Origin of the sequence: Polynucleobacter sp. 15G-AUS-farblos, assembly GCF_018882445.1 — a bacterium.
Classification (GTDB): Bacteria; Pseudomonadota; Gammaproteobacteria; order Burkholderiales; family Burkholderiaceae; genus Polynucleobacter.
Genome location: NZ_JACVOM010000001.1, coordinates 281478 through 300332, shown reverse-complemented (window position 1 = coordinate 300332; position 18855 = coordinate 281478). Strand labels below are relative to the sequence as shown.

Here is an 18855-nt window from a genome sequence, read left to right as displayed (position 1 = left end):
GCAATAAATGAAAAAGGCACCCTAGGGTGCCTTTTGTTTTATCTGTAAATCTAAAAGAATGGATTACTAGCTTTTTATTCTTCTTCACGACGCAGGTGAGGAAAGAGGATGACATCCCGAATATTAGGTGCATCTGTCAGGAGCATTACTAAACGATCTATTCCAATACCGCAGCCGCCCGTAGGAGGCATGCCATATTCCAGGGCACGGATAAAGTCATGGTCAAAGTACATGGCCTCTTCATCACCAGCTTCTTTTTGTTCAACTTGCTTACGGAAGCGGTTCGCTTGATCTTCCGCATCATTAAGCTCGGAGAAGCCATTGGCAATTTCACGACCAGTAATAAACAACTCGAAGCGCTCAGTAATACCAGGGCGAGTGTCTGATTCTCTTGCTAGTGGACTAACTTCAATTGGGTAGTCAATGATGTAAGTAGGTTCCCAGAGGTGCTCTTCCGCTACCAATTCAAATAAGGCTAGCTGCAAAGCCCCAATACCAGCATTCTTCAAAGTGGGGGAGTCAGGATTCTCACCACCTTTTTTCAATTCAGTACGAATGAAGTCGATGTCTTCTAATTGGTTTGCTTGGTAATTCTTGCCAGACTGAGCACAGTACTTGAGAGTTGCTTCATTGATGGTGAGTCTTTGGAAAGGCTTACTCAAATCCAATTCACGACCTTGATGAGTTAATACCGCAGTGCCTTGAGCATCCATAGCTGCCGCACGAATAAGCCCCTCTGTGAAATCCATCAACCAACGATAGTCTGTATAGGCAGCATAGAACTCCATCATCGTAAATTCTGGATTGTGGCGCGGGCTCACTCCCTCATTACGGAAGTTGCGGTTAATTTCAAAGACGCGCTCAAAACCGCCAACGACTAATCGCTTGAGGTAGAGTTCTGGCGCAATACGCAAGAACATCTGCATATCTAAGGCATTGTGATGCGTGATGAAAGGCTTAGCTGCTGCACCACCAGGAATCGGATGCAGCATGGGCGTCTCCACTTCCATGAAGTCTGCATCTAGCATATGACGACGCAAAGAAGCGATGGCATTACTGCGAGCTTTAAAAGTATTGCGGCTTTCTGGATTCACAATCAAATCCACATAGCGCTGACGATATTTGGTTTCAAGATCAGAGAGGCCATGAAACTTATCTGGAAGAGGGCGCAAGGATTTGCTTAGAAGGCGTAAATTGCTGCACTCTACAGATAGCTCTCCTTTATTGGTTTTAAATAAGTTGCCTTCTGCAGAAATAAAGTCACCCATATCCCAGTGCTTGAAAGCACCATGGATATCAGCACCAGAAATCTCATCATTGATATAGAACTGAATTTGACCACTACGATCTTGAATGGTTGCAAAGCTGGCTTTGCCCATGACGCGTTTTAAGACCATGCGTCCTGCAACTTTGACATGAATCTTCTTAGCCGCAAGCTCTTCTTTGCTCAGGCAGTCGTAGTGCGTATGCAGATCAGCCGCTAAATGGGTCGGTACGAAATCATTTGGAAAGGCAATGCCGCCTTCACGAAGCTTGGCCAGCTTTTCGCGGCGCTCTGCAATGATGTGGTTTTCATCAACTACTTCAGTAGCTGGGGCGGGGCTAGGGTTGGCTTTATCGTTCATATCTCGTTTGATTGCAATTAACACTACTTTGGGTTCTATTACACGCCTTGCTTCAGGCTGGCTTCAATGAATGCATCTAGATCTCCGTCCAAAACCTTTTGCGTATTGGAAATCTCCACATTGGTACGCAAATCTTTAATGCGACTTTGATCTAGGACATAGGAGCGGATTTGGTGACCCCAGCCTACATCTGTCTTGCTCGCTTCTAATTTATCTTGCTCAGCACGACGCTTTTGCATTTCATGTTCGTAGAGGCGTGATTTCAGCATACTCATTGCTTCAGCGCGATTGCGATGTTGGCTGCGATCATTCTGGCATTGCACCACAATCCCAGTTGGGATATGCGTTAGACGTACTGCAGAATCTGTTTTATTAATATGCTGACCACCTGCACCAGAGGCGCGATAGGTATCCGTACGAATATCAGCAGGATTCACATCAATCTCAATCGAGTCGTCAATCTCTGGATAGACATAGATGCTAGCGAAAGAGGTATGGCGTCCATTGGATGAGTCAAAGGGTGACTTGCGAACTAAGCGATGAACTCCAGTCTCAGAGCGAAGATGGCCATAGGCATACTCACCATCCACTTTAATAGTGGCACTTTTAATCCCAGCAACATCGCCATCGGATTCTTCGAGAATTTCTGTTTTGTAGCCCTTGCGCTCGCAATACTTAAGGTATTGACGATAAAGCATGCTAGCCCAGTCACAGGCTTCAGTTCCACCCGCGCCAGCTTGAATATCAATAAAGCAATTGCACGAATCCATCTCATTGTGAAACATACGACGGAACTCGAGATCACCAATGATCTTGCTGTAGCTTTCTACATCTTTCTCAATGGCAGAGATGGTTTCAAAATCATCTTCTTCTTTGGCCATATCAAAGAGCTCAAGAGCGCTAGTGATATTGGAATTGAGATCGGTCAAGGTGGCAACGACGCCATCAAGCAATTTCTTTTCTTTGCCTAGGGCTTGAGCTTTCTTTTGATCATCCCAGATCGTTGGATCTTCCAGGATGGAATTAACTTCAGTAAGGCGACGTGACTTTACTTCGAAGTCAAAGATACCCCCGAAGAGCTTGCTCACGAGAGAGCAGATCAGACAAGGTATTTGAAATAGTATTTAATTGTTCGGCTTCCATCCCACAATTATAAGGGGGTTATTCTGGCCAGGCGCTTAGGTGTCAGAACTCTCGTCATGGGCCTCAATCATCAGCTGGACCCGAGCCTGACCCTGGTAGCGATCGGTGACAAGGCGATAGGCTAATTTAGCCTTGCTTGGTAAGCTCTGGGTGCGGTTAAACCAAACAGCAGTAAAGGGCTTGCTGGCGACAGGACCACCGCCTAGTGGGCGCAGCATTAAACGTAAATGCTTTTCTTTCATGAGGCTTTGTTGCGTGATTTCAAACTCGCCGTAGAAGATGGGTTGCGGAAAGCCTTGCCCCCAGATTTCCTCAGCAAGTAAGTCACCTGTTTCAGACGTGAACTCAGAAGGGGCTAGTGCACCGTCATGAACGTGACGTCTTTGCAATAACTCTTCAGTTAGGAGTTCGCTGGCGACTTGTTGAAAGCAAGCATCAAATTTTTCGAAATCACTTTTGCGAATAGTTAGGCCAGCTGCCATGGCGTGACCACCGAATTTCAATATCAGTCCAGGTTCGCGTTTAGAAACCAGATCAAGGGCGTCTCTCAAATGAAAGCCAGTCAGCGAACGACCTGAACCGCGTAACTCTTCACCTGTGCTGCCATCGGCTGGGGCAAAAACAATAGCGGGTCGATTAAAGCGCTCCTTAAGACGGGACGCCACAATGCCAACGACTCCTTGATGCCATTCAGGATTCCACAGGCAAATGCTTGTGCGCTCTGAAATACTGCCTTCTAGCTGATCATCTGCCAGATGCGCTAATGCAGCTTCTTGCATCCCAGATTCAATAACACGACGTTCCCGATTAATGCGATCAAGCTCATGGGCAAGGTTTAATGCTTCATCTGCACTATCAGTCAGCAATAAGCGAATACCCAGACTCATGTCAGCTAGGCGGCCAGCGGCATTGAGTCTGGGTCCGATCGCAAACCCAAGATCAAAGGTATTGGCCTTGCGTGGATCTCGTGTTGCTGCTTGGAAGAGGGCTTGGATACCTGGTTGAGAGATTCCCCCGCGAATTCGCTTTAAACCATTAGAAACGAGGATTCGGTTATTACGATCCAGTTGTGCAACATCAGCAACGGTGCCTAGTGCTACGAGATCCAATAAATTTTCAACTTTAGGTTGGGTCTCTGCGGTAAATTTATCTCGTTTGCGTAACTCTGCTCTTAAGGCAACTAATAAATAAAACATGACTCCCACACCAGCAAGAGCTTTGCTTGGAAATAAGCAGCCAGGTTGATTTGGATTGACGATGGCCTTTGCCTTTGGAAGTCGATCTCCGGGTAGGTGGTGGTCAGTCACAATCACTTCCATTCCCAGCTCATGTGCACGATCAACACCAGCTTCACTCGCAATACCGTTATCTACAGTAATCAAATATTTAGGTTTAGGAGTTTGTTGCGCAGCGAGTTCTACTACTTCAGGTGTTAGCCCATATCCCATCGTAAATCGGTTGGGTACCAAAAAGTGAATAGGAGTCTCTGGCCCACCTAGCATTCTCAGGCCACGCAAACCTACTGCACAAGCAGTAGCGCCGTCACAGTCGTAGTCCGCAACAATGAGTATTGGCTCTTTTGATTCAAGGATATCGGCTAATAAGCTGGCAGTGCTGAGGCAATTCTTCAACTCTGCTGGCGATAACAGTTGCTTTAAATCAAGCGAGAGTGCGTCAGGAGACTCCAGTCCACGCGCAGCATATAGACGAGCCAGCAAGGGATGAAGGCCACTTTGTTGCAACCAGCTAGCAGTTCGTTCAGAAAATGGGCGCTGGGAAAAAAGACTCATATTGGTCATTATTGCTGAGCAATCTCTTGCCAGGTCAGCACTTCAGATGTTTTCCAAAACATCCAAGAAGGTTTAAGTAAATTTTTGCTCGTAAAAATACGTAGCCGTTTTTTGCCTAATGGAAAATCAATGATCAGCACTTCATCAAGACGCTTTTCAGATAGCGCCTGACTCAGAAGTGGCCAAATTGCTGCCGGATCTTCTGACCAGGCAAATGTTTGAGATAAATCTTGTGGCTTGATTGTTGTGCTGTAGTTAATCTGGTAGTGTTTGGCCAGGCCAGCAAGAAGTGGGTGACTTCCACATAGGCAGCTTGCATGTTGAATTACTTCTGGGGCATCTAGGTCTGCCAATTTGCCAATGCCACTAATCCAAAGAGAGTTGATGCTCGGTAGACCGCGTTGCTCACGCGCCTCATTGACCGGGTCAATATGCCAAAGCATTTGAATCTCATTTTGGAGTTTGCGCCAACGCTTAGCTATTCCAGGTACATCTGAATCACGTGGCATCCACCAGTCGATGTTTCTGCCGTGAGCCTGATCAACACTATGGGTACTTAAGCCAGTAAATGGCCCAGCAGGAATAAACCAATAGTATTGTCCCTCAAATACAACCTTGGACTGAAAGTCTTCTTCAATGAAGGGTAGAGCCGTCTTTAGGAGAAGTTTAGATTCTTCGGTTGTCAGATCCACCTGATCTTGACTCATTAAAACGAGGTGATCACGTGTCGCATGTAGATGAACCGGCTGTAGGCAGGCGATGTATTCCTGAGGGTTGATTGCTTGACTTGATTGTCCTAATAAGAGGACTGGGGCAATCGGGACTGCATTTCCTAATAGGAAGCGTTCATGTGGAAGACCTATAGGAGGGCTAGATAAGCCTTGCCCATCCTCTAGATCAAGCGCATCCTCCCCTGAAACCATCAGAGTGAAGCGTTTGGCTCCATTTTTAGGGGAATTGAAATTGGCTGTCATTTCCCTGATTTTAGGTGGCATTTAGGTATTCCATCAGTTTGCGCTCCCAATTGTCTAAACTGTCGCTATGTTAAGACTTCCTATTGAGCTAGAAATTGGCCTGCGCTATACCCGATCCAAGCGTCGTAAGACGGTTGGAAAGCGTGATGGCTTCTTATCTTTTATCTCCGGAATTTCTACTGCTGGTATCGCTTTAGGTGTAGCTGCATTGATTGTTGTTCTGTCCGTGATGAATGGATTTCAGAAGGAAGTACGAGATCGGATGCTCTCTGTTCTTTCCCATGTGGAAATATCCGCTCCTGATGGATTGGCAAATTGGGAACCACTGGCGGCCAAGGTAGCAACCCAACCCCATGTTTTGGGAGTGGCCCCCATGGTGAGCTCTCAAGGATTGCTTAGTCGCGACAGCATGATGCGTGGTGTATCCATTCGTGGAATCTTGCCAAGTGATGAAGGTAAGGTCTCTGATCTGCCTAAGCAATTTGTTGCTGGAAATATTAATGATCTTCAGCCAGGAAGTTTTGGTGTTGCATTGGGTGCGCAGCTGGCATCGATTGTTGGCGCTCGAGTCGGTGATCGAATTAATTTAATTGTTCCGGAGAGTGATTTGACTCCTGCTGGTGCGATGCCTCGGATGCGTGCTTTGAATGTAGTTGGGATTGTCGACAGTGGCCATTATGAATATGACAGCTCTTTAGCCATCATGCATTGGAAGGATGCTGCCGCTTTGTTACGACTGCGCGATCCCTCTGGCTTAAGGGTAAAAGTGGATGATATGCAAAGGGCGCCTGAGGTAGCTAATGAATTAGCGGCGCTGGTGCCGCAGGCACTTTGGGTAACGGATTGGTCTCGCTCTAACCGAAATTGGTTTGCTGCAGTTCAAACAGAAAAGAAAATGATGTTCATTATCTTGACGCTGATTATTGCGGTTGCTGCGTTTAATCTCGTTTCTACTCTAGTGATGACAGTCAATGAGAAGCAGGCGGACATTGCGATTCTGCGGACGATGGGCGCGAGTCCAGGATTGATTCAGAGAATCTTCCTCATTCAAGGCTTGGCGATTGGCTTATTAGGCTCACTTGCTGGAGTGGCTTTGGGTTTATTAATTGCATTAAATATTGATGTGATTGTTCCAACCATTGAAGCTATCTTCAGAGTACGTTTCTTGCCACGCGAGGTGTACTTCATTAGTGAGCTACCTTCTGACGTCAGAATGTCAGATGTACTGACTGTGGGCTTAATGGCATTTGGCTTATCTGTTCTGGCAACCCTGTACCCCAGCCGTCGCGCAGCGAAGGTATTGCCTGCGGAGGCCTTGAGATATGAGTAATGTATTAGTTGCTAAAGGCCTTGCTAAGACCTATGGTCAGGGTGCTACTGCAGTCGAGGTTCTGAAATCCGTTGATTTAGAGATTGCGTCGTCTGAAAAGCTTGCGATTGTGGGCTCATCTGGCTCCGGTAAGAGCACCTTGCTGCATTTATTAGGCGGTTTAGATACGCCAAGTTCTGGCACAGTCCTTTTAGATGGCTCCAACATCAATCAATTATCCGTTTCTAAGTTAGATCGCTTGCGAAATCAGAGCTTAGGCTTTATCTACCAATTTCATCATCTCCTGGATGAATTTAGCGCTGTTGAGAATGTTGCATTGCTCTTGCGTATTCGTGGCCTAAGTAATGATGAGTCTATGGAGCGTGCTAGCAAGATGCTCAAGGCAGTGGGTTTGGCTAATCGCGAATTGCATACCCCTGGTGAGTTGTCGGGGGGTGAGCGTCAGCGAGTGGCAGTAGCTAGAGCATTAGTTGGTAATCCGGCTTGTGTATTGGCAGATGAGCCTACTGGAAATTTAGATACTGAGACTGCAGATGGGGTATTTGATTTGATGTTAGATATTGCTCGCGAACAAGGTACTGCCTTTGTGATCGTGACGCATGATCCAGTGCGCGCTAAACGTTGTGATCGTATATTGCATCTAGAGCGTGGAGTATTAAAGACCTTCGCTAAGTGAGACAGCCTCCCGTGTGGATAGATACGCATTGCCACTTAGATGCACCCGAGTTTGCAGACTCTCTCCCAGATATTATTTCTGCAGCACAGAATAAGAATGTCCAAGCAATTTTGTTGCCGACTGTGAAAGCTGCCGATTGTCAAAATGTCAAAGAACTGATTTCGAAATATAGCAATCAGATTCCTGGCTTGGTCTACACCTTAGGCATTCATCCCTTGTATAGCAATCAACTTCAAGCGGGCGATCTGGAGATTGTGGATCAGCAAATCGCGCAATCTTTATCTGACCCACGTTTTGTTGGTGTAGGTGAAATTGGCTTAGATTACTTTGTTGAAGATTTGGATCCCCAGCAGCAAGACTTTATCTTTAACGCCCAATTGGACTTAGCAGAAAAATATCAATTGCCTGTCATTTTGCATGTTCGTCGTTCACAAGATGCCATTCTGAAGGCATTACGTCGACGCAATATTCCCGGAGGAATTGCGCATGCATTTAATGGCAGCATGCAGCAGGCAGAACAATTTATTGCATTGGGATTCAAATTAGGGTTCGGGGGCGCAGCAACCTATGAGCGAGCTCTACAAATACGTCGCTTGTTAAAGGATTTACCGCTCGAAAGTATTGTCACTGAAACAGATGCTCCCGATATTCCGCCTGCATGGCTTAGGGCTGAGGGTATTCGTTTTAATGAGCCTGCTTTTTTGCCTCGGATTGCACGAGAGCTCGCTGCTATTCGTGGTATTGATGAGGCGGTATTTGCTCAAGCTGTATGGCGTAATGCAATGCATGTATTGCCACGCTGGTCAGCGTTGTGCACATCTAATCCAACTCTCTCAGTAGTCTCTTAAGGTTTTGCGCTTAGCTATTACGGCATTTATTGCCGGGGGATCTCTCCTTTTCTTTTTGCCTCAAGTCCCTCAATATGGTTTATTGATCTGCGCACTCAGCTCAATTCTGAGTATTGCAGTTGCCATAATAAAAACAAATTCGAAAAGAATACGCCAAGCCGCAGTGATCGTTTTAGCACTCAGTTTGGGCTTTGCTTGGAATGTACGTTATGCGCAAGAACGTTTAGAAAACATTCTGATAAGCGAGCTGGAAGGTAGGGAATTGACAATAGAGGGTCGTATTGCTGCCTTGCCTCAAAGTAAATCGGATGGTGCAAAGTTTGCCTTTGCAGTAGATCAGGCAGGTCAAGAACGTGCTGATCAATTTCCAGACAGAATTTACCTGAGTTGGCAGCCGGCCTGGAGAAACCCTGAAGATATTCCCGACATTATTCCCGGGCAGAGGTGGCGCTTTAAAGTCAAGTTGAAGCAACCATATGGAACTTTAAATCCGCATACTTTTGATTTTGAGCGATGGGCTTTTCATCAGAACTTTGGCGCAAGCGGTTCCGTGAGAAGTGGCACTTTATTAGCCAAGCGAGAGATTGGGTTACTCGAGTTTGAGTTACACATGGAATTGGCGCGCTGGAAACTTCGCAAGAAAATTCAGGACTTACTTCCCAAAGATGCGCGATATGCAGGCGTCATTATTGCCTTGGTGATGGGTGATCAAAACGCGATCGATCAAAATGATTGGCGCGTATTTAATGCTACCGGTATCGGGCACCTCATCTCCATATCGGGACTGCATGTCACCATGCTGGCAGGAGTGGGCGCTGCACTAGCGGGCTTCATCTGGCGACGTAGATATTTACCCTTGCTGATGCCGGTAAGTAAAGTGGCTGCAGCAGCAGGATTTTTGACTGCATTTATCTACGCTTGGTTAGCAGGTTTTCAGATTCCAGCCCAAAGAACCATGTATATGGTTGGAGTGGTGGGCTTTGCTTTATGGTTCGGCAGAAATCCGCGGTCTTTTGATATTTGGTGGTGGGCTTTATTGATTGTGCTGTTGATTGATCCTATGGCACCTTACACCCCAGGATTTTGGTTATCTTTTGGGGCAGTTGCTGCCATTTTGTATGCGATGGGAAACTCAGTAGGTTTATTGGGTATACCAACGGGCAAAGAGCTAGAAGTACATTGGACACAAAGACTGATGCAGGCATTGCTCGAAGCCTGTCGAGTACAAGCGGTTGTCACCCTGGCATTGCTGCCACTTACTTTGTTTTGGTTTTATCAAGTCTCCATAGTTTCGCCGCTTGCAAATGCATTTGCCATTCCTGTAGTCAGTTATATCGTGACGCCATTGGCAATTGCAGGAGCCTTATTGCCAGATTTTATTGGCCGCTGGCTTTTGCTTGCCGCCCACATTTCAATGGAATATCTTTCTGAATGCTTGCATTGGATGGCAAGCTGGAAATGGTCTGTCCTTTGGCAGCCACAGCCAGAGTGGTGGGCTCTTCTGCTCTCAGGCATTGGGATTACCTATGCCATCGCTCCTGGCCCTCTCAGTCTCAATTGGCGCTCTCGTACTGCCGCACTTTGCTTGCTTACGCCATTATTTATTTGCTTTGATAACGCACCCATCAACCCAGGGGGGTTTCATGCAACGGTATTTGATATAGGGCAAGGTACTGCAGTATTGATTGAGACTGCCTCTAAAAAATTACTCTATGACACAGGTCCCATTCAAGGTAAAAAGGATGACGCAGGACAACGAATTTTGTTACCTTATTTACAGGCTAGAGGAATTGATCAAATTGATCGTATGGTGATTAGTCATAGTGATAGCGATCATGTTGGTGGAGTAAATACGCTTTTAAAGCATATCGAATTTTCCTCAATGATGGGCTCCCTTCCAATTACAAATCCTTTGCTAGAAAATCTTCGGGCTAAGAAAGTCCCCAGCATTCCATGTCGTTATGGGCAGCGCTGGATCTGGGATGAAGTCGAGTTTTATATCTGGCACCCACATGAGCACTCTCTTTTTGAGAAGGAGTATTCCAGAAAACCCAATGAAATGAGTTGTGTACTAGAGGTTCGCAATAAAACCACATCATTTTGGCTAACGGGCGATGTTGAAAAACAAGGGGAAGCAGATATCGTAGATCGTCTGACGCAGACCATGCTTGCACAGATTGGTGATAGAGAGCTTATTTTTATGGCCCCTCACCATGGCAGTAAAACATCATCTTCTGAACCTTTATTAAAAAGACTCATGCCAGATCATGCATTTGCTCAAAATGCCTATCGCAACCGCTATGGCCATCCTCATCCAACAGTTGTAGAGCGTTACCACTCTTTGCAAATACCTTTTTTACAAACCCCCAAAACAGGCGCTCAGATTTGGAGGCTTGGAAAAAATCAAGGGGGGCTTCAGATATTTTGGAGGGATCATAGTCGTCGCCTATGGCATAGAGGGAAAGCTCAGCCCTCAAAAGTAAAGAGATCTTAAAAAAATAATAGTTGAATAAGTAAATCTTGGTTGCAAAGGACTGGAGTCTTCGGGTTTTGAGGGGGTAAAACAACATATTGCGTGGTTTTGATTTTCTTTTCCAGGTCTTTGTCAAACCTAAAGAAGTCAACATTTATGAGGCTTATAAGCCCATTATTAGAGTTGCTTGACATTCCCCAAAATAGACGATGTTTACTTTAACAAGCGCTGTGGCTTAATGAGATGGGGTCTTGGCTTGCTAGATGTCCCTAAAAAATACTTTTTGAGACCATTGGAAACGTGAAAGCATGTTTTAATGGGTTCAAAAAAAATAGACTTTCAATTATGACGTTATTTAATTAAGCCAGGCTTTGAGACTATGAAAAACCCAAAAATATTCATCCCAATAATTATTGCAATAATTATTATCCTTGTTAACTATTGGGAAAGGCCAAAGGCAGGCCCAGGTCTTCAAGTCTATGATTCGCTAATCATTTACACGACTTACATCATTTTGGCTTTCTTGGTGAGTTACCTATACTTTAATCAGCAATTTTTGAAGTTAATTGCATCAGCTGGTTTTGCTATTCAATTCATTTCAACTGCTATCTTAATCTACAATATTTCTCAAATTCCATACATCAAGCTTGATAAATTTCTGCTGCATATGGCGCTATTAATGGAGGCATTAAGAATCGTCGCCATATATTGTCTGATCAGTCATAAAGATACACCCCAAAAAACAAGTACTACTGAATAGCTTTATAAAAATAAAAAACAGCCTAAAGTAATTTTGGTGTTTCTTCTTGGCCGTTTGGCGGAATCGACGGAAGGAGGGATGTCTGATTTTTAGGGTTTTAAATGATCTTTGACTTCGCTAGGCTTGTTGATGACCCTCTGCAATGCATAGCTTTATTAAGCAAAAAAGCCTCTAAGAAAAAATTGTCCTAGAAGCTTTTTACTGTTTGGTTGCGGGGGCAGGATTTGAACCTACGACCTTCGGGTTATGAGCCCGACGAGCTGCCAGACTGCTCCACCCCGCGTCTGAATCTGAAATTCTACCATTTTTTAGGGGGTCCTGTCGAGGCAAACCTTTAAAAGACGCATAAATAAGCGCATTTTTTAGGGTTTAGAGAGCTTTGGGATGACCCTTATAAGGAGTAACATATTGCCACGCAACAACTCCTTAAGGTTCTGAGATGTCCATTAGTAATCCTGAATTTTCAAGCTCCACGCTATTAAAGCCCGTGCAGGTGCATGGACCCGAAGGGGAGCATAAAAAAAGTCTTGGAGTAATGATGTTGGCGGCCATTGGTGTTGTCTTTGGCGACATCGGAACCAGCCCCTTGTATGCCCTTAAGGAATGCTTTGATCCAACTCATGGCATCGCTTATACGCCCGAAGCACTATTTGGTGTGATCTCAATGATGATTTGGGCATTGATCTTAGTTGTGACTTTTAAGTATGTCTTGTTTGTGATGCGCGCTGACAATAAAGGGGAGGGTGGCGTTCTTTCGCTAATGGCATTAGCGCTACGCTCATTTGATAACAAATCAAAAAGGCATTACTTTTTAATGATTATTGGAATGTTGGGAGCTTGCATGCTCATTGGTGAGTCTGTCATCACCCCAGCGATTTCTGTTCTGTCCGCAGTTGAGGGAATTAATATTGCCGCACCCGGATTAAGTAAATACATTATTCCGATTTCATTAGCTATTCTGGTGGCCCTATTTGCGATTCAAAAATATGGCACTGCTGCCGTTGGCAATTTATTTGGCCCTATTACGCTCGCATGGTTTTTAACTCTGGCTGCATTAGGTATCTGGAATATTGGTGATGCACCTCAGATCATCTCGGCCTTCAATCCCTTATTTGCCATTAACTTTATCGTTCAACATCCAACCACTGCTTATATTGTGATGGGCGCGGTAGTGTTAGTGGTTACGGGGGTTGAGGCACTCTATCTAGATATGGGACATTTTGGTCGTAGTCCAGTGCGCTATGCCTGGCTTTTAGTAGTGCTACCAAGTTTGCTGATTAACTATCTTGGCCAAGGCGCTTTGGTACTTTCAAATCCAGAAGCAATCAAAAATCCTTTTTATTTAATGGTTCCTGATTGGGCACTATGGCCTACCGTTGGTTTGGCAACTGCTGCCACTGTGATTGCATCTCAAGCCGTGATCTCAGGGACTTATTCTTTGGTGAGCCAAGCAATTCTGTTGGGGTTTTTACCCCGCATGAAGATTTTGTTTACCTCGGATTCTGAGCAAGGTCAGATCTATATTCCTCTTGTAAATTGGACCTTGTTGTTTATGGTGGTGGTTACCATCGTTGAATTTAGAGAGTCTGTTAATTTAGCAGCGGCTTACGGAATTTCAGTGACCTCAACTATGTTGATCACGACGATTTTGCTTGCAGTAGTCATGTTTAGAGAATGGAAGATGAATATTGTTTTGGTGGCTCTCATTACTTCCTCCTTCTTCCTGGTCGACTTTGCTTTTTGGAGTGCGAATCTCATAAAGATTGAACATGGCGGCTGGTATCCACTAGCTCTTGGTTTAGTTTGTTTTACTTGCCTAATTACCTGGTATCGCGGACGCCAAATTTTGCGTCAGCGCGCTATAGAAGAGGGTATTCAGTTAAGCAGCTTTATTAAATCTTTGCTGGCTCACCCGCCACATCGTGTTGAGGGTACAGCCATCTTTTTAACTGCGCACGTTGACTATTTGCCCGTTTCCTTTTTGCATAACTTAAAACATAACCATGTTTTGCATGAGAGAGTCTTCTTCTTAAAGGTCAGTATTTGGGATGTGCCTTACGTCAATGATGCTGAGCGTATTACCTTAGAAGATTTGGGCGGCAATATATTTGTTGTCAGGGCCATTTACGGTTTCAAGGAAACTCCAGATATGGGGACCATCATTCATCTGATTGAAAGTCATTTCAATATGCACTTCGATATGATGAATACTTCTTTCTTCTTGTCCCGCGATACGATTGTCCCATCTCCAACTCCAGGAATGGCCTTGTGGCGTGAGCGCCTATTCTGCTGGATGTATCAAAATGCAGGGCGTCAGTCGGACTTCTTTAAGATTCCAGCCAATCGTCTGGTGGAGCTTGGTGCTAAGGTGGAAATTTGATCAAATTAGCATCTTTTCATTCCAAAGTATTTCTAGGAATATTGTTAATAGTTTGCTCTTTGGGTGGGGTGGCACTAGCCACGCCTGCTGAAGAGGAAGAGCTTAAGCAATTAACGAAAATTGAACAAGAGTTAGAGCTTCAACGAGAGTGGGTTGAATATCGCTGGAAAAGAGATTCCTCTCTTTGCTATCAAGAATTCTGGGTTAATTATTGCCTCGGTGATGTCAGGGCTGATTATCGTAAAGAGTTAGATCCCATTAGGGCGCAGGAAGTTGCTGTGCGTGACGCTCAGCGCAAATTGCGTGAGAGCTTGAAGAATCAAGAGGACATTAAGCGTGCTGCCGATCGCGCGGCACCTGAGAAAGCGGCTGAACGTGCTGCCAATCAGCGCGAGTATGAAGAGAAGCAAAAAGATGCTGCAGCGAGAGCGGCCGACTTAGAGCAGCGTCGCAAAGATGCACCTAAGCGCGCACAAGAAAATAAAGCAGGAACGCAACTTGACTAATTCAGTTCAGTGCAATTTCAGTAGGACATTTTTTGGCTAAAATTAAAACAATCTATATTTGCCAAGCGTGTGGCGGTACTTCAGCCAAATGGCAAGGTCAATGCCCTTCATGCCAGGCATGGAATACGATGGAAGAGGGGTTGCCAGAAGTCAGTTCTAATTCTCGCTTCCAAGGTTTAGCGCAATCACTGCCAAGACAAAAGCTTTCTGCTATTACAGCAGAGGATTTACCCAGATTTAGTACTGGTGTTGAAGAGTTTGATCGCGTCCTCGGGGGCGGTCTAGTTCCTGGCGGTGTAGTGCTGTTGGGCGGCGATCCTGGCATCGGCAAATCCACTTTACTATTGCAGGCCTTAGCTGAAATGAGTTCAGCCGGGATGAATGTTCTCTACAGTAGTGGCGAGGAGTCTGCTGCGCAGATTGCACTGCGTGCTAAACGAATTGCCCTAGATGCTCCCCAGTTAGAAGTCTTGGCAGAAATTCAGCTCGAGAAATTGTTATCCATTATGGATACCGTTAAACCACAAGTTTTGGTTGTGGACTCTATTCAGACTTTGTATTCTGAGGTACTCAGTTCTGCTCCAGGCTCTGTGGCACAAGTGCGAGAGTGCGCAGCGCAACTTACTCGCGCGGCAAAGTCGAGCGGTATTTGTGTTCTGATGGTGGGACACGTGACCAAGGATGGTCATTTAGCAGGGCCTCGTGTCTTAGAGCATATTGTTGATACCGTTCTGTATTTTGAAGGTGACACCCATTCATCTTTCCGCTTAGTGCGATCAATTAAAAATCGTTTTGGTGCCGTGAATGAGTTGGGCGTATTTGCGATGACAGAAAAAGGTTTGCGCGGTGTTGCCAATCCGTCGGCTATCTTTTTATCGCAACATGAACAGATGGTGCCAGGTGCGTGCGTACTAGTGACACAAGAGGGTAGCCGTCCTTTGTTAGTAGAGATTCAGGCATTGGTTGATACAGCCCATGTCCCCAATCCGCGGCGTTTAGCAGTCGGCTTGGAGCAAGCTCGCTTAGCGATGCTATTGGCAGTATTGCACCGCCATGCTGGCGTAGCCTGTTTTGATCAGGATGTTTTTCTTAATGCGGTGGGTGGAGTCAAAATTTCTGAGCCTGCAGCGGACTTAGCTGTCCTTTTAGCGATTCAGTCCTCTATTCGTAATCGTGCCTTGCCAAAAGAGTTGATCGTATTTGGTGAAGTTGGATTAGCAGGTGAAATTCGGCCATGTCCGAGAGGGCAGGAGCGCCTGAAGGAGGCTGCCAAACTTGGATTTACTGTTGCCATCATTCCTAAGGCGAATATGCCAAAGACCAAAATACCAGGGTTAAGGGTGATTCCAGTAGAGCGGATTGACCAAGCGATTGCGGCAGCAGCCGAGCTAAATTAAGACTGAGTTAATACTCAGCGCAGATCTTCTGCCTGAATGAGTAATACTTGCTCTTCACCCGCAGAGACTTCCATCCAAATTACCGGTATTTGTGGAAATGCATTCTTGAAATTTACAAACTCATTGCCAATCTCTAACAGCAGAGCGCCACGCTCAGACAAGTAGTCCGGAGCGGCAGCAATGATGCGACGAATTAAATCCATACCGTCATCACCGCCGGCTAAGGCAAGAGCGGGCTCGGCATGGTATTCCGCAGGTAATGTATTCATAGAGTTGGCATTGACGTATGGAGGATTGCAAATAATGAGATCAAATAGATTGTCATCATGAGGTTCGGGTAAGGCATCCCATAAGTCACCATTAAGCAACTCAATTTGAGAGCTCAAGTTATGGCGATCAATATTGCGTGCAGCGAGTGCAAGGGCGGGCATGCTGATGTCGCAAGCGCTGACATGAATATCAGGGCAGGAAAGCGCAAGCAAGATGGCAAGTGAACCATTGCCGGTACACAGATCTAACACCTTACCATCTGCCGGTAACCAAGGCTCCAGCATGCCATCTACTATTAATTCAGCAATCCATGAGCGGGGTACGATGCTTTGCTCGCTACAGAAAAACGGTACGCCCATTAACCAAGCTTCACCCAAAATATAGGCGAGTGGTTTGCGGGTGCTAATGCGTTCTTCGGTAATTTGCAAAGCCTGTTGAGTTTGTTCTGTAGTGACAGTTCGCTCCAGGCAGTCAAGTGCTTCACTAGGGCTTAAATCAAGCTGTTTGCTAGTAATCCACAATGCCTCACTACGAGAATCTAGAGCGCCATGACCATGGTGCAAATTGGCAGCCTCTAATTTTTGTGCAATTTGTTCAATGCACTGGTTTAGGGTGAGAGATTGTGAAGGCTCAGGGTCCATGGAGGATAGATAAAAGGTGATTGGGAGTTAATGCAACTTAGGCAACGAGTTGCTCAAGCGTTCTGCGATAAATATTCTTGAGAGGTTCTACGTTATCAATGATGACGCATTCATTGATCTTGTGGCTTGTAGCATTCAGTGGGCCAAACTCAACAACTTCTTTACATACTTTGGCAATAAAGCGGCCATCACTTGTTCCGCCCGTAGTCGAGAGTTCAGTATCGATCTGAGTTTCTGCCTTAATGGATGAGCGTAGGGCGCTAGCAAGTGCACCATCACCAGTAATGAAGGGGCTACCACCTAAATGCCAGTCAATTTCAAAATCGAGACCTTCATCTTTAAGGATCTTCTCTACACGCTCACGCAACTGCTCAGGTTTACTCTCTGTAGAGAAGCGGAAATTAAATTCAATTGCCAATTCACCAGGAATGATGTTGTTAGCACCGGTGCCTGCATGAATATTCGAAATTTGAAAGCTGGTTGGCTGGAAATATTGATTGCCTTTATCCCATTCCGTCTCAGCAAGTTTGGCAATGGCAGGTGCTGCTAGATGAATTGGGTTCTTGCCCAGGTGTGGATAGGCAATGTGCGCTTGTAAGCCATTAATCCTGAGCTTTCCAGAAAGTGAGCCACGTCGACCATTTTTAATCATATCGCCTAAGCGATCAACAGATGTTGGCTCGCCAATCACGCAATAGTCCAAACGTTGTCCATGCTTTTGAAGGCGCTCACACATAATGACGGTGCCATCATGCGCTGGGCCTTCTTCATCGCTGGTAATGAGAAAGGCAATTGAACCTTCGTGATTAGGATGGGTCACAACAAATTCCTCTGTGGCTACTACAAAGCCTGCCAAAGAGGTTTTCATATCCGCAGCGCCGCGACCGTACAGCATGCCATCGCGGATGGTTGGTGTGAAAGGATCGCTATCCCATTTTTCTAACGGGCCTGTTGGAACCACATCAGTATGACCAGCAAATACAAAGACTTTTCCTTGATCTCCCGCTGTTCCTTTTTTAATCGCCCACAAATTCGTTACCTGGAAGTTGTCGGGTCCACTGACAACACTCTCAGTATGAAAGCCGATAGCCTGAAGACGTTTGGCAATGAGTTCCTGGCAGCCGCCATCCGCTGGAGTAACGGAACGACAGGAAATTAGTGCTTCGGTCAGTTCAAGTGCGGCGCTCATAAATGGTCTTTTCTTTATTTAATCGCGTAGCAATTCATTAATGGCTGTCTTTGCTCTGGTTTGAGCATCTACTTTTTTCACGATCACAGCAGCATAAAGACTGTATTTACCGCAAGCAGAAGGAAGGGAGCCAGGCACAACAACGGAGCCAGCTGGCACTCGGCCGTAATGCACCTCACCAGTTTCACGATCATAAATCTTGGTGCTTTGCCCAATATAGACACCCATGGATAAAACAGCATTTTCTTCAATAATGACACCCTCAACCACTTCTGAGCGGGCACCAATAAAGCAGTTATCCTCAATGATGACTGGGCCAGCTTGGATTGGCTCTAAAACACCACCAATACCGACGCCACCAGAAAGGTGAACATTTTTGCCAATTTGGGCGCATGAGCCTACGGTAGCCCAGGTATCAACCATCGTGCCTTCGCCTACATAAGCGCCAATATTGACGTAGGAAGGCATCAAAACAGCATTTTTGCCGATAAATGAACCACGGCGAGCCATGGCGGGGGGTACTACGCGAAAGCCGCCAGCTGCAAAGTCCGCGGCTGTGTAGCTTTCAAATTTACTAGGTACTTTGTCGTAGAACTGGGTAAAGCCACCAGCGCTCATCGGAATGTTGTCTTCCAGGCGGAAAGAAAGCAAAACAGCCTTCTTAACCCATTGATTTACCTCCCATTTACCAACGCTAAGGCGTTCAGCAACGCGAATAGTGCCGTTGTTAAGGCCTTCTAGGACGGCATTAACAGCGCCGCGGACGTCGCCAGGGGCGCTATTTGGAGAAAGGTCTGCGCGGTTTTCCCAGGCTTGTTCAATGATGCTTTGTGGTGATTGGCTCATGCTTTTT

General features: G+C 45.8%; 15 protein-coding genes and 1 tRNA gene. 8 read left to right on the top strand and 8 right to left on the bottom strand.

Translation table 11 applies throughout. The features are described from left to right. Positions 1 to 74 precede the first annotated feature (74 nt). The 4 genes from lysS to ICN41_RS01455 all read right to left on the bottom strand — a co-directional run bounded on the left by lysS (position 75) and on the right by ICN41_RS01455 (position 5532). The gene (lysS, locus tag ICN41_RS01470) at positions 75 to 1625 is read right to left on the bottom strand and encodes a lysine--tRNA ligase (RefSeq protein ID WP_216291031.1); all 1551 of its coding nucleotides are present in this window, start codon (positions 1623 to 1625) and stop codon (positions 75 to 77) included. Positions 1626 to 1663: 38 nt separating this feature from the next. Next, positions 1664 to 2768 (bottom strand): peptide chain release factor 2 gene (gene prfB / locus ICN41_RS01465; RefSeq protein WP_216291030.1). Its coding sequence is split into 2 segments (ribosomal slippage): positions 1664 to 2695 and positions 2697 to 2768, totalling 1104 coding nucleotides; the frame shifts between segments, so codons are not numbered across the junction. 35 nt (positions 2769 to 2803) lie between these two features. Beyond that, a complete protein-coding gene (recJ, locus tag ICN41_RS01460) occupies positions 2804 to 4558 on the bottom strand; it encodes a single-stranded-DNA-specific exonuclease RecJ (RefSeq protein ID WP_216291029.1) in 1755 nt (584 codons plus the stop codon). A gap of 8 nt (positions 4559 to 4566) precedes the next feature. Beyond that, positions 4567 to 5532, bottom strand: a complete 966-nt coding sequence (locus ICN41_RS01455; protein ID WP_255537839.1) for a hypothetical protein — start codon at positions 5530 to 5532, stop codon at positions 4567 to 4569. A gap of 67 nt (positions 5533 to 5599) precedes the next feature. Between ICN41_RS01455 and ICN41_RS01450 the strand changes: the two genes are divergently transcribed. From ICN41_RS01450 to ICN41_RS01430, 5 genes are all read left to right on the top strand, one after another. Continuing rightward, a complete protein-coding gene (locus ICN41_RS01450; protein ID WP_216291027.1) occupies positions 5600 to 6862 on the top strand; it encodes a lipoprotein-releasing ABC transporter permease subunit in 1263 nt (420 codons plus the stop codon). After that, positions 6855 to 7538: an ABC transporter ATP-binding protein gene (locus ICN41_RS01445; RefSeq protein ID WP_216291026.1), complete on the top strand. Its 684-nt coding sequence runs from the start codon at positions 6855 to 6857 to the stop codon at positions 7536 to 7538. Before ICN41_RS01450 ends, ICN41_RS01445 begins: the two co-directional genes overlap by 8 nt. An 11-nt stretch (positions 7539 to 7549) precedes the next feature. After that, positions 7550 to 8386 (top strand): TatD family hydrolase, encoded by an 837-nt coding sequence (locus tag ICN41_RS01440; protein WP_216291381.1) that lies wholly within the window; start codon positions 7550 to 7552, stop codon positions 8384 to 8386. 4 nt (positions 8387 to 8390) lie between these two features. Further along, positions 8391 to 10880 carry a DNA internalization-related competence protein ComEC/Rec2 gene (locus tag ICN41_RS01435; RefSeq protein ID WP_370629071.1) on the top strand — a complete coding sequence of 830 codons (2490 nt, stop codon included), beginning with the start codon at positions 8391 to 8393 and terminating at the stop codon, positions 10878 to 10880. A gap of 358 nt (positions 10881 to 11238) precedes the next feature. Beyond that, complete coding sequence (locus ICN41_RS01430) at positions 11239 to 11619, top strand: hypothetical protein (RefSeq protein ID WP_216291025.1); 381 nt, start codon at positions 11239 to 11241, stop codon at positions 11617 to 11619. A 206-nt stretch (positions 11620 to 11825) separates the two neighbouring features. Here ICN41_RS01430 and ICN41_RS01425 read toward each other — a convergent pair. After that, a tRNA-Met gene (locus ICN41_RS01425) sits at positions 11826 to 11902 on the bottom strand. Between the two features lie 255 nt (positions 11903 to 12157). On the opposite strand from ICN41_RS01425, the gene ICN41_RS01420 reads away from it, so the two are divergent. From ICN41_RS01420 to radA, 3 genes are read left to right on the top strand one after another with little or no spacing between them, the layout of a single operon-like run. Beyond that, positions 12158 to 13999, top strand: a complete 1842-nt coding sequence (locus tag ICN41_RS01420; protein WP_255537864.1) for a potassium transporter Kup — start codon at positions 12158 to 12160, stop codon at positions 13997 to 13999. Beyond that, a complete protein-coding gene (locus ICN41_RS01415) occupies positions 13996 to 14505 on the top strand; it encodes a hypothetical protein (RefSeq protein ID WP_216291023.1) in 510 nt (169 codons plus the stop codon). Before ICN41_RS01420 ends, ICN41_RS01415 begins: the two co-directional genes overlap by 4 nt. Positions 14506 to 14537: 32 nt before the next feature. Next, a complete protein-coding gene (gene radA, locus ICN41_RS01410) occupies positions 14538 to 15902 on the top strand; it encodes a DNA repair protein RadA (RefSeq protein WP_216291022.1) in 1365 nt (454 codons plus the stop codon). Positions 15903 to 15916: 14 nt separating this feature from the next. Here radA and prmB read toward each other — a convergent pair whose 3' ends face one another. The 3 genes from prmB to dapD are packed head-to-tail and all read right to left on the bottom strand — an operon-like array spanning position 15917 to position 18848. Beyond that, complete coding sequence (gene prmB / locus ICN41_RS01405; RefSeq protein ID WP_216291021.1) at positions 15917 to 16813, bottom strand: 50S ribosomal protein L3 N(5)-glutamine methyltransferase; 897 nt, start codon at positions 16811 to 16813, stop codon at positions 15917 to 15919. 37 nt (positions 16814 to 16850) lie between these two features. Next, complete coding sequence (gene dapE / locus ICN41_RS01400; RefSeq protein ID WP_216291020.1) at positions 16851 to 18002, bottom strand: succinyl-diaminopimelate desuccinylase; 1152 nt, start codon at positions 18000 to 18002, stop codon at positions 16851 to 16853. An 18-nt stretch (positions 18003 to 18020) separates the two neighbouring features. After that, positions 18021 to 18848: a 2,3,4,5-tetrahydropyridine-2,6-dicarboxylate N-succinyltransferase gene (gene dapD, locus ICN41_RS01395; RefSeq protein ID WP_216291019.1), complete on the bottom strand. Its 828-nt coding sequence runs from the start codon at positions 18846 to 18848 to the stop codon at positions 18021 to 18023. Positions 18849 to 18855 lie beyond the last annotated feature (7 nt).

Bases quoted from the DNA above. Each gene is read 5' to 3' on its own strand.
- lysS (WP_216291031.1), bottom strand. From the start codon at position 1,625: ATGAACGATAAAGCCAACCCTAGCCCCGCCCCAGCTACTGAAGTAGTT.
- recJ (WP_216291029.1), bottom strand. From the start codon at position 4,558: ATGAGTCTTTTTTCCCAGCGCCCATTTTCTGAACGAACTGCTAGCTGG.
- ICN41_RS01455 (WP_255537839.1), bottom strand. From the start codon at position 5,532: ATGACAGCCAATTTCAATTCCCCTAAAAATGGAGCCAAACGCTTCACT.
- ICN41_RS01450 (WP_216291027.1), top strand. From the start codon at position 5,600: ATGTTAAGACTTCCTATTGAGCTAGAAATTGGCCTGCGCTATACCCGA.
- ICN41_RS01445 (WP_216291026.1), top strand. From the start codon at position 6,855: ATGAGTAATGTATTAGTTGCTAAAGGCCTTGCTAAGACCTATGGTCAG.
- ICN41_RS01430 (WP_216291025.1), top strand. From the start codon at position 11,239: ATGAAAAACCCAAAAATATTCATCCCAATAATTATTGCAATAATTATT.
- ICN41_RS01420 (WP_255537864.1), top strand. From the start codon at position 12,158: ATGTTGGCGGCCATTGGTGTTGTCTTTGGCGACATCGGAACCAGCCCC.
- prmB (WP_216291021.1), bottom strand. From the start codon at position 16,813: ATGGACCCTGAGCCTTCACAATCTCTCACCCTAAACCAGTGCATTGAA.
- dapE (WP_216291020.1), bottom strand. From the start codon at position 18,002: ATGAGCGCCGCACTTGAACTGACCGAAGCACTAATTTCCTGTCGTTCC.
- dapD (WP_216291019.1), bottom strand. From the start codon at position 18,848: ATGAGCCAATCACCACAAAGCATCATTGAACAAGCCTGGGAAAACCGC.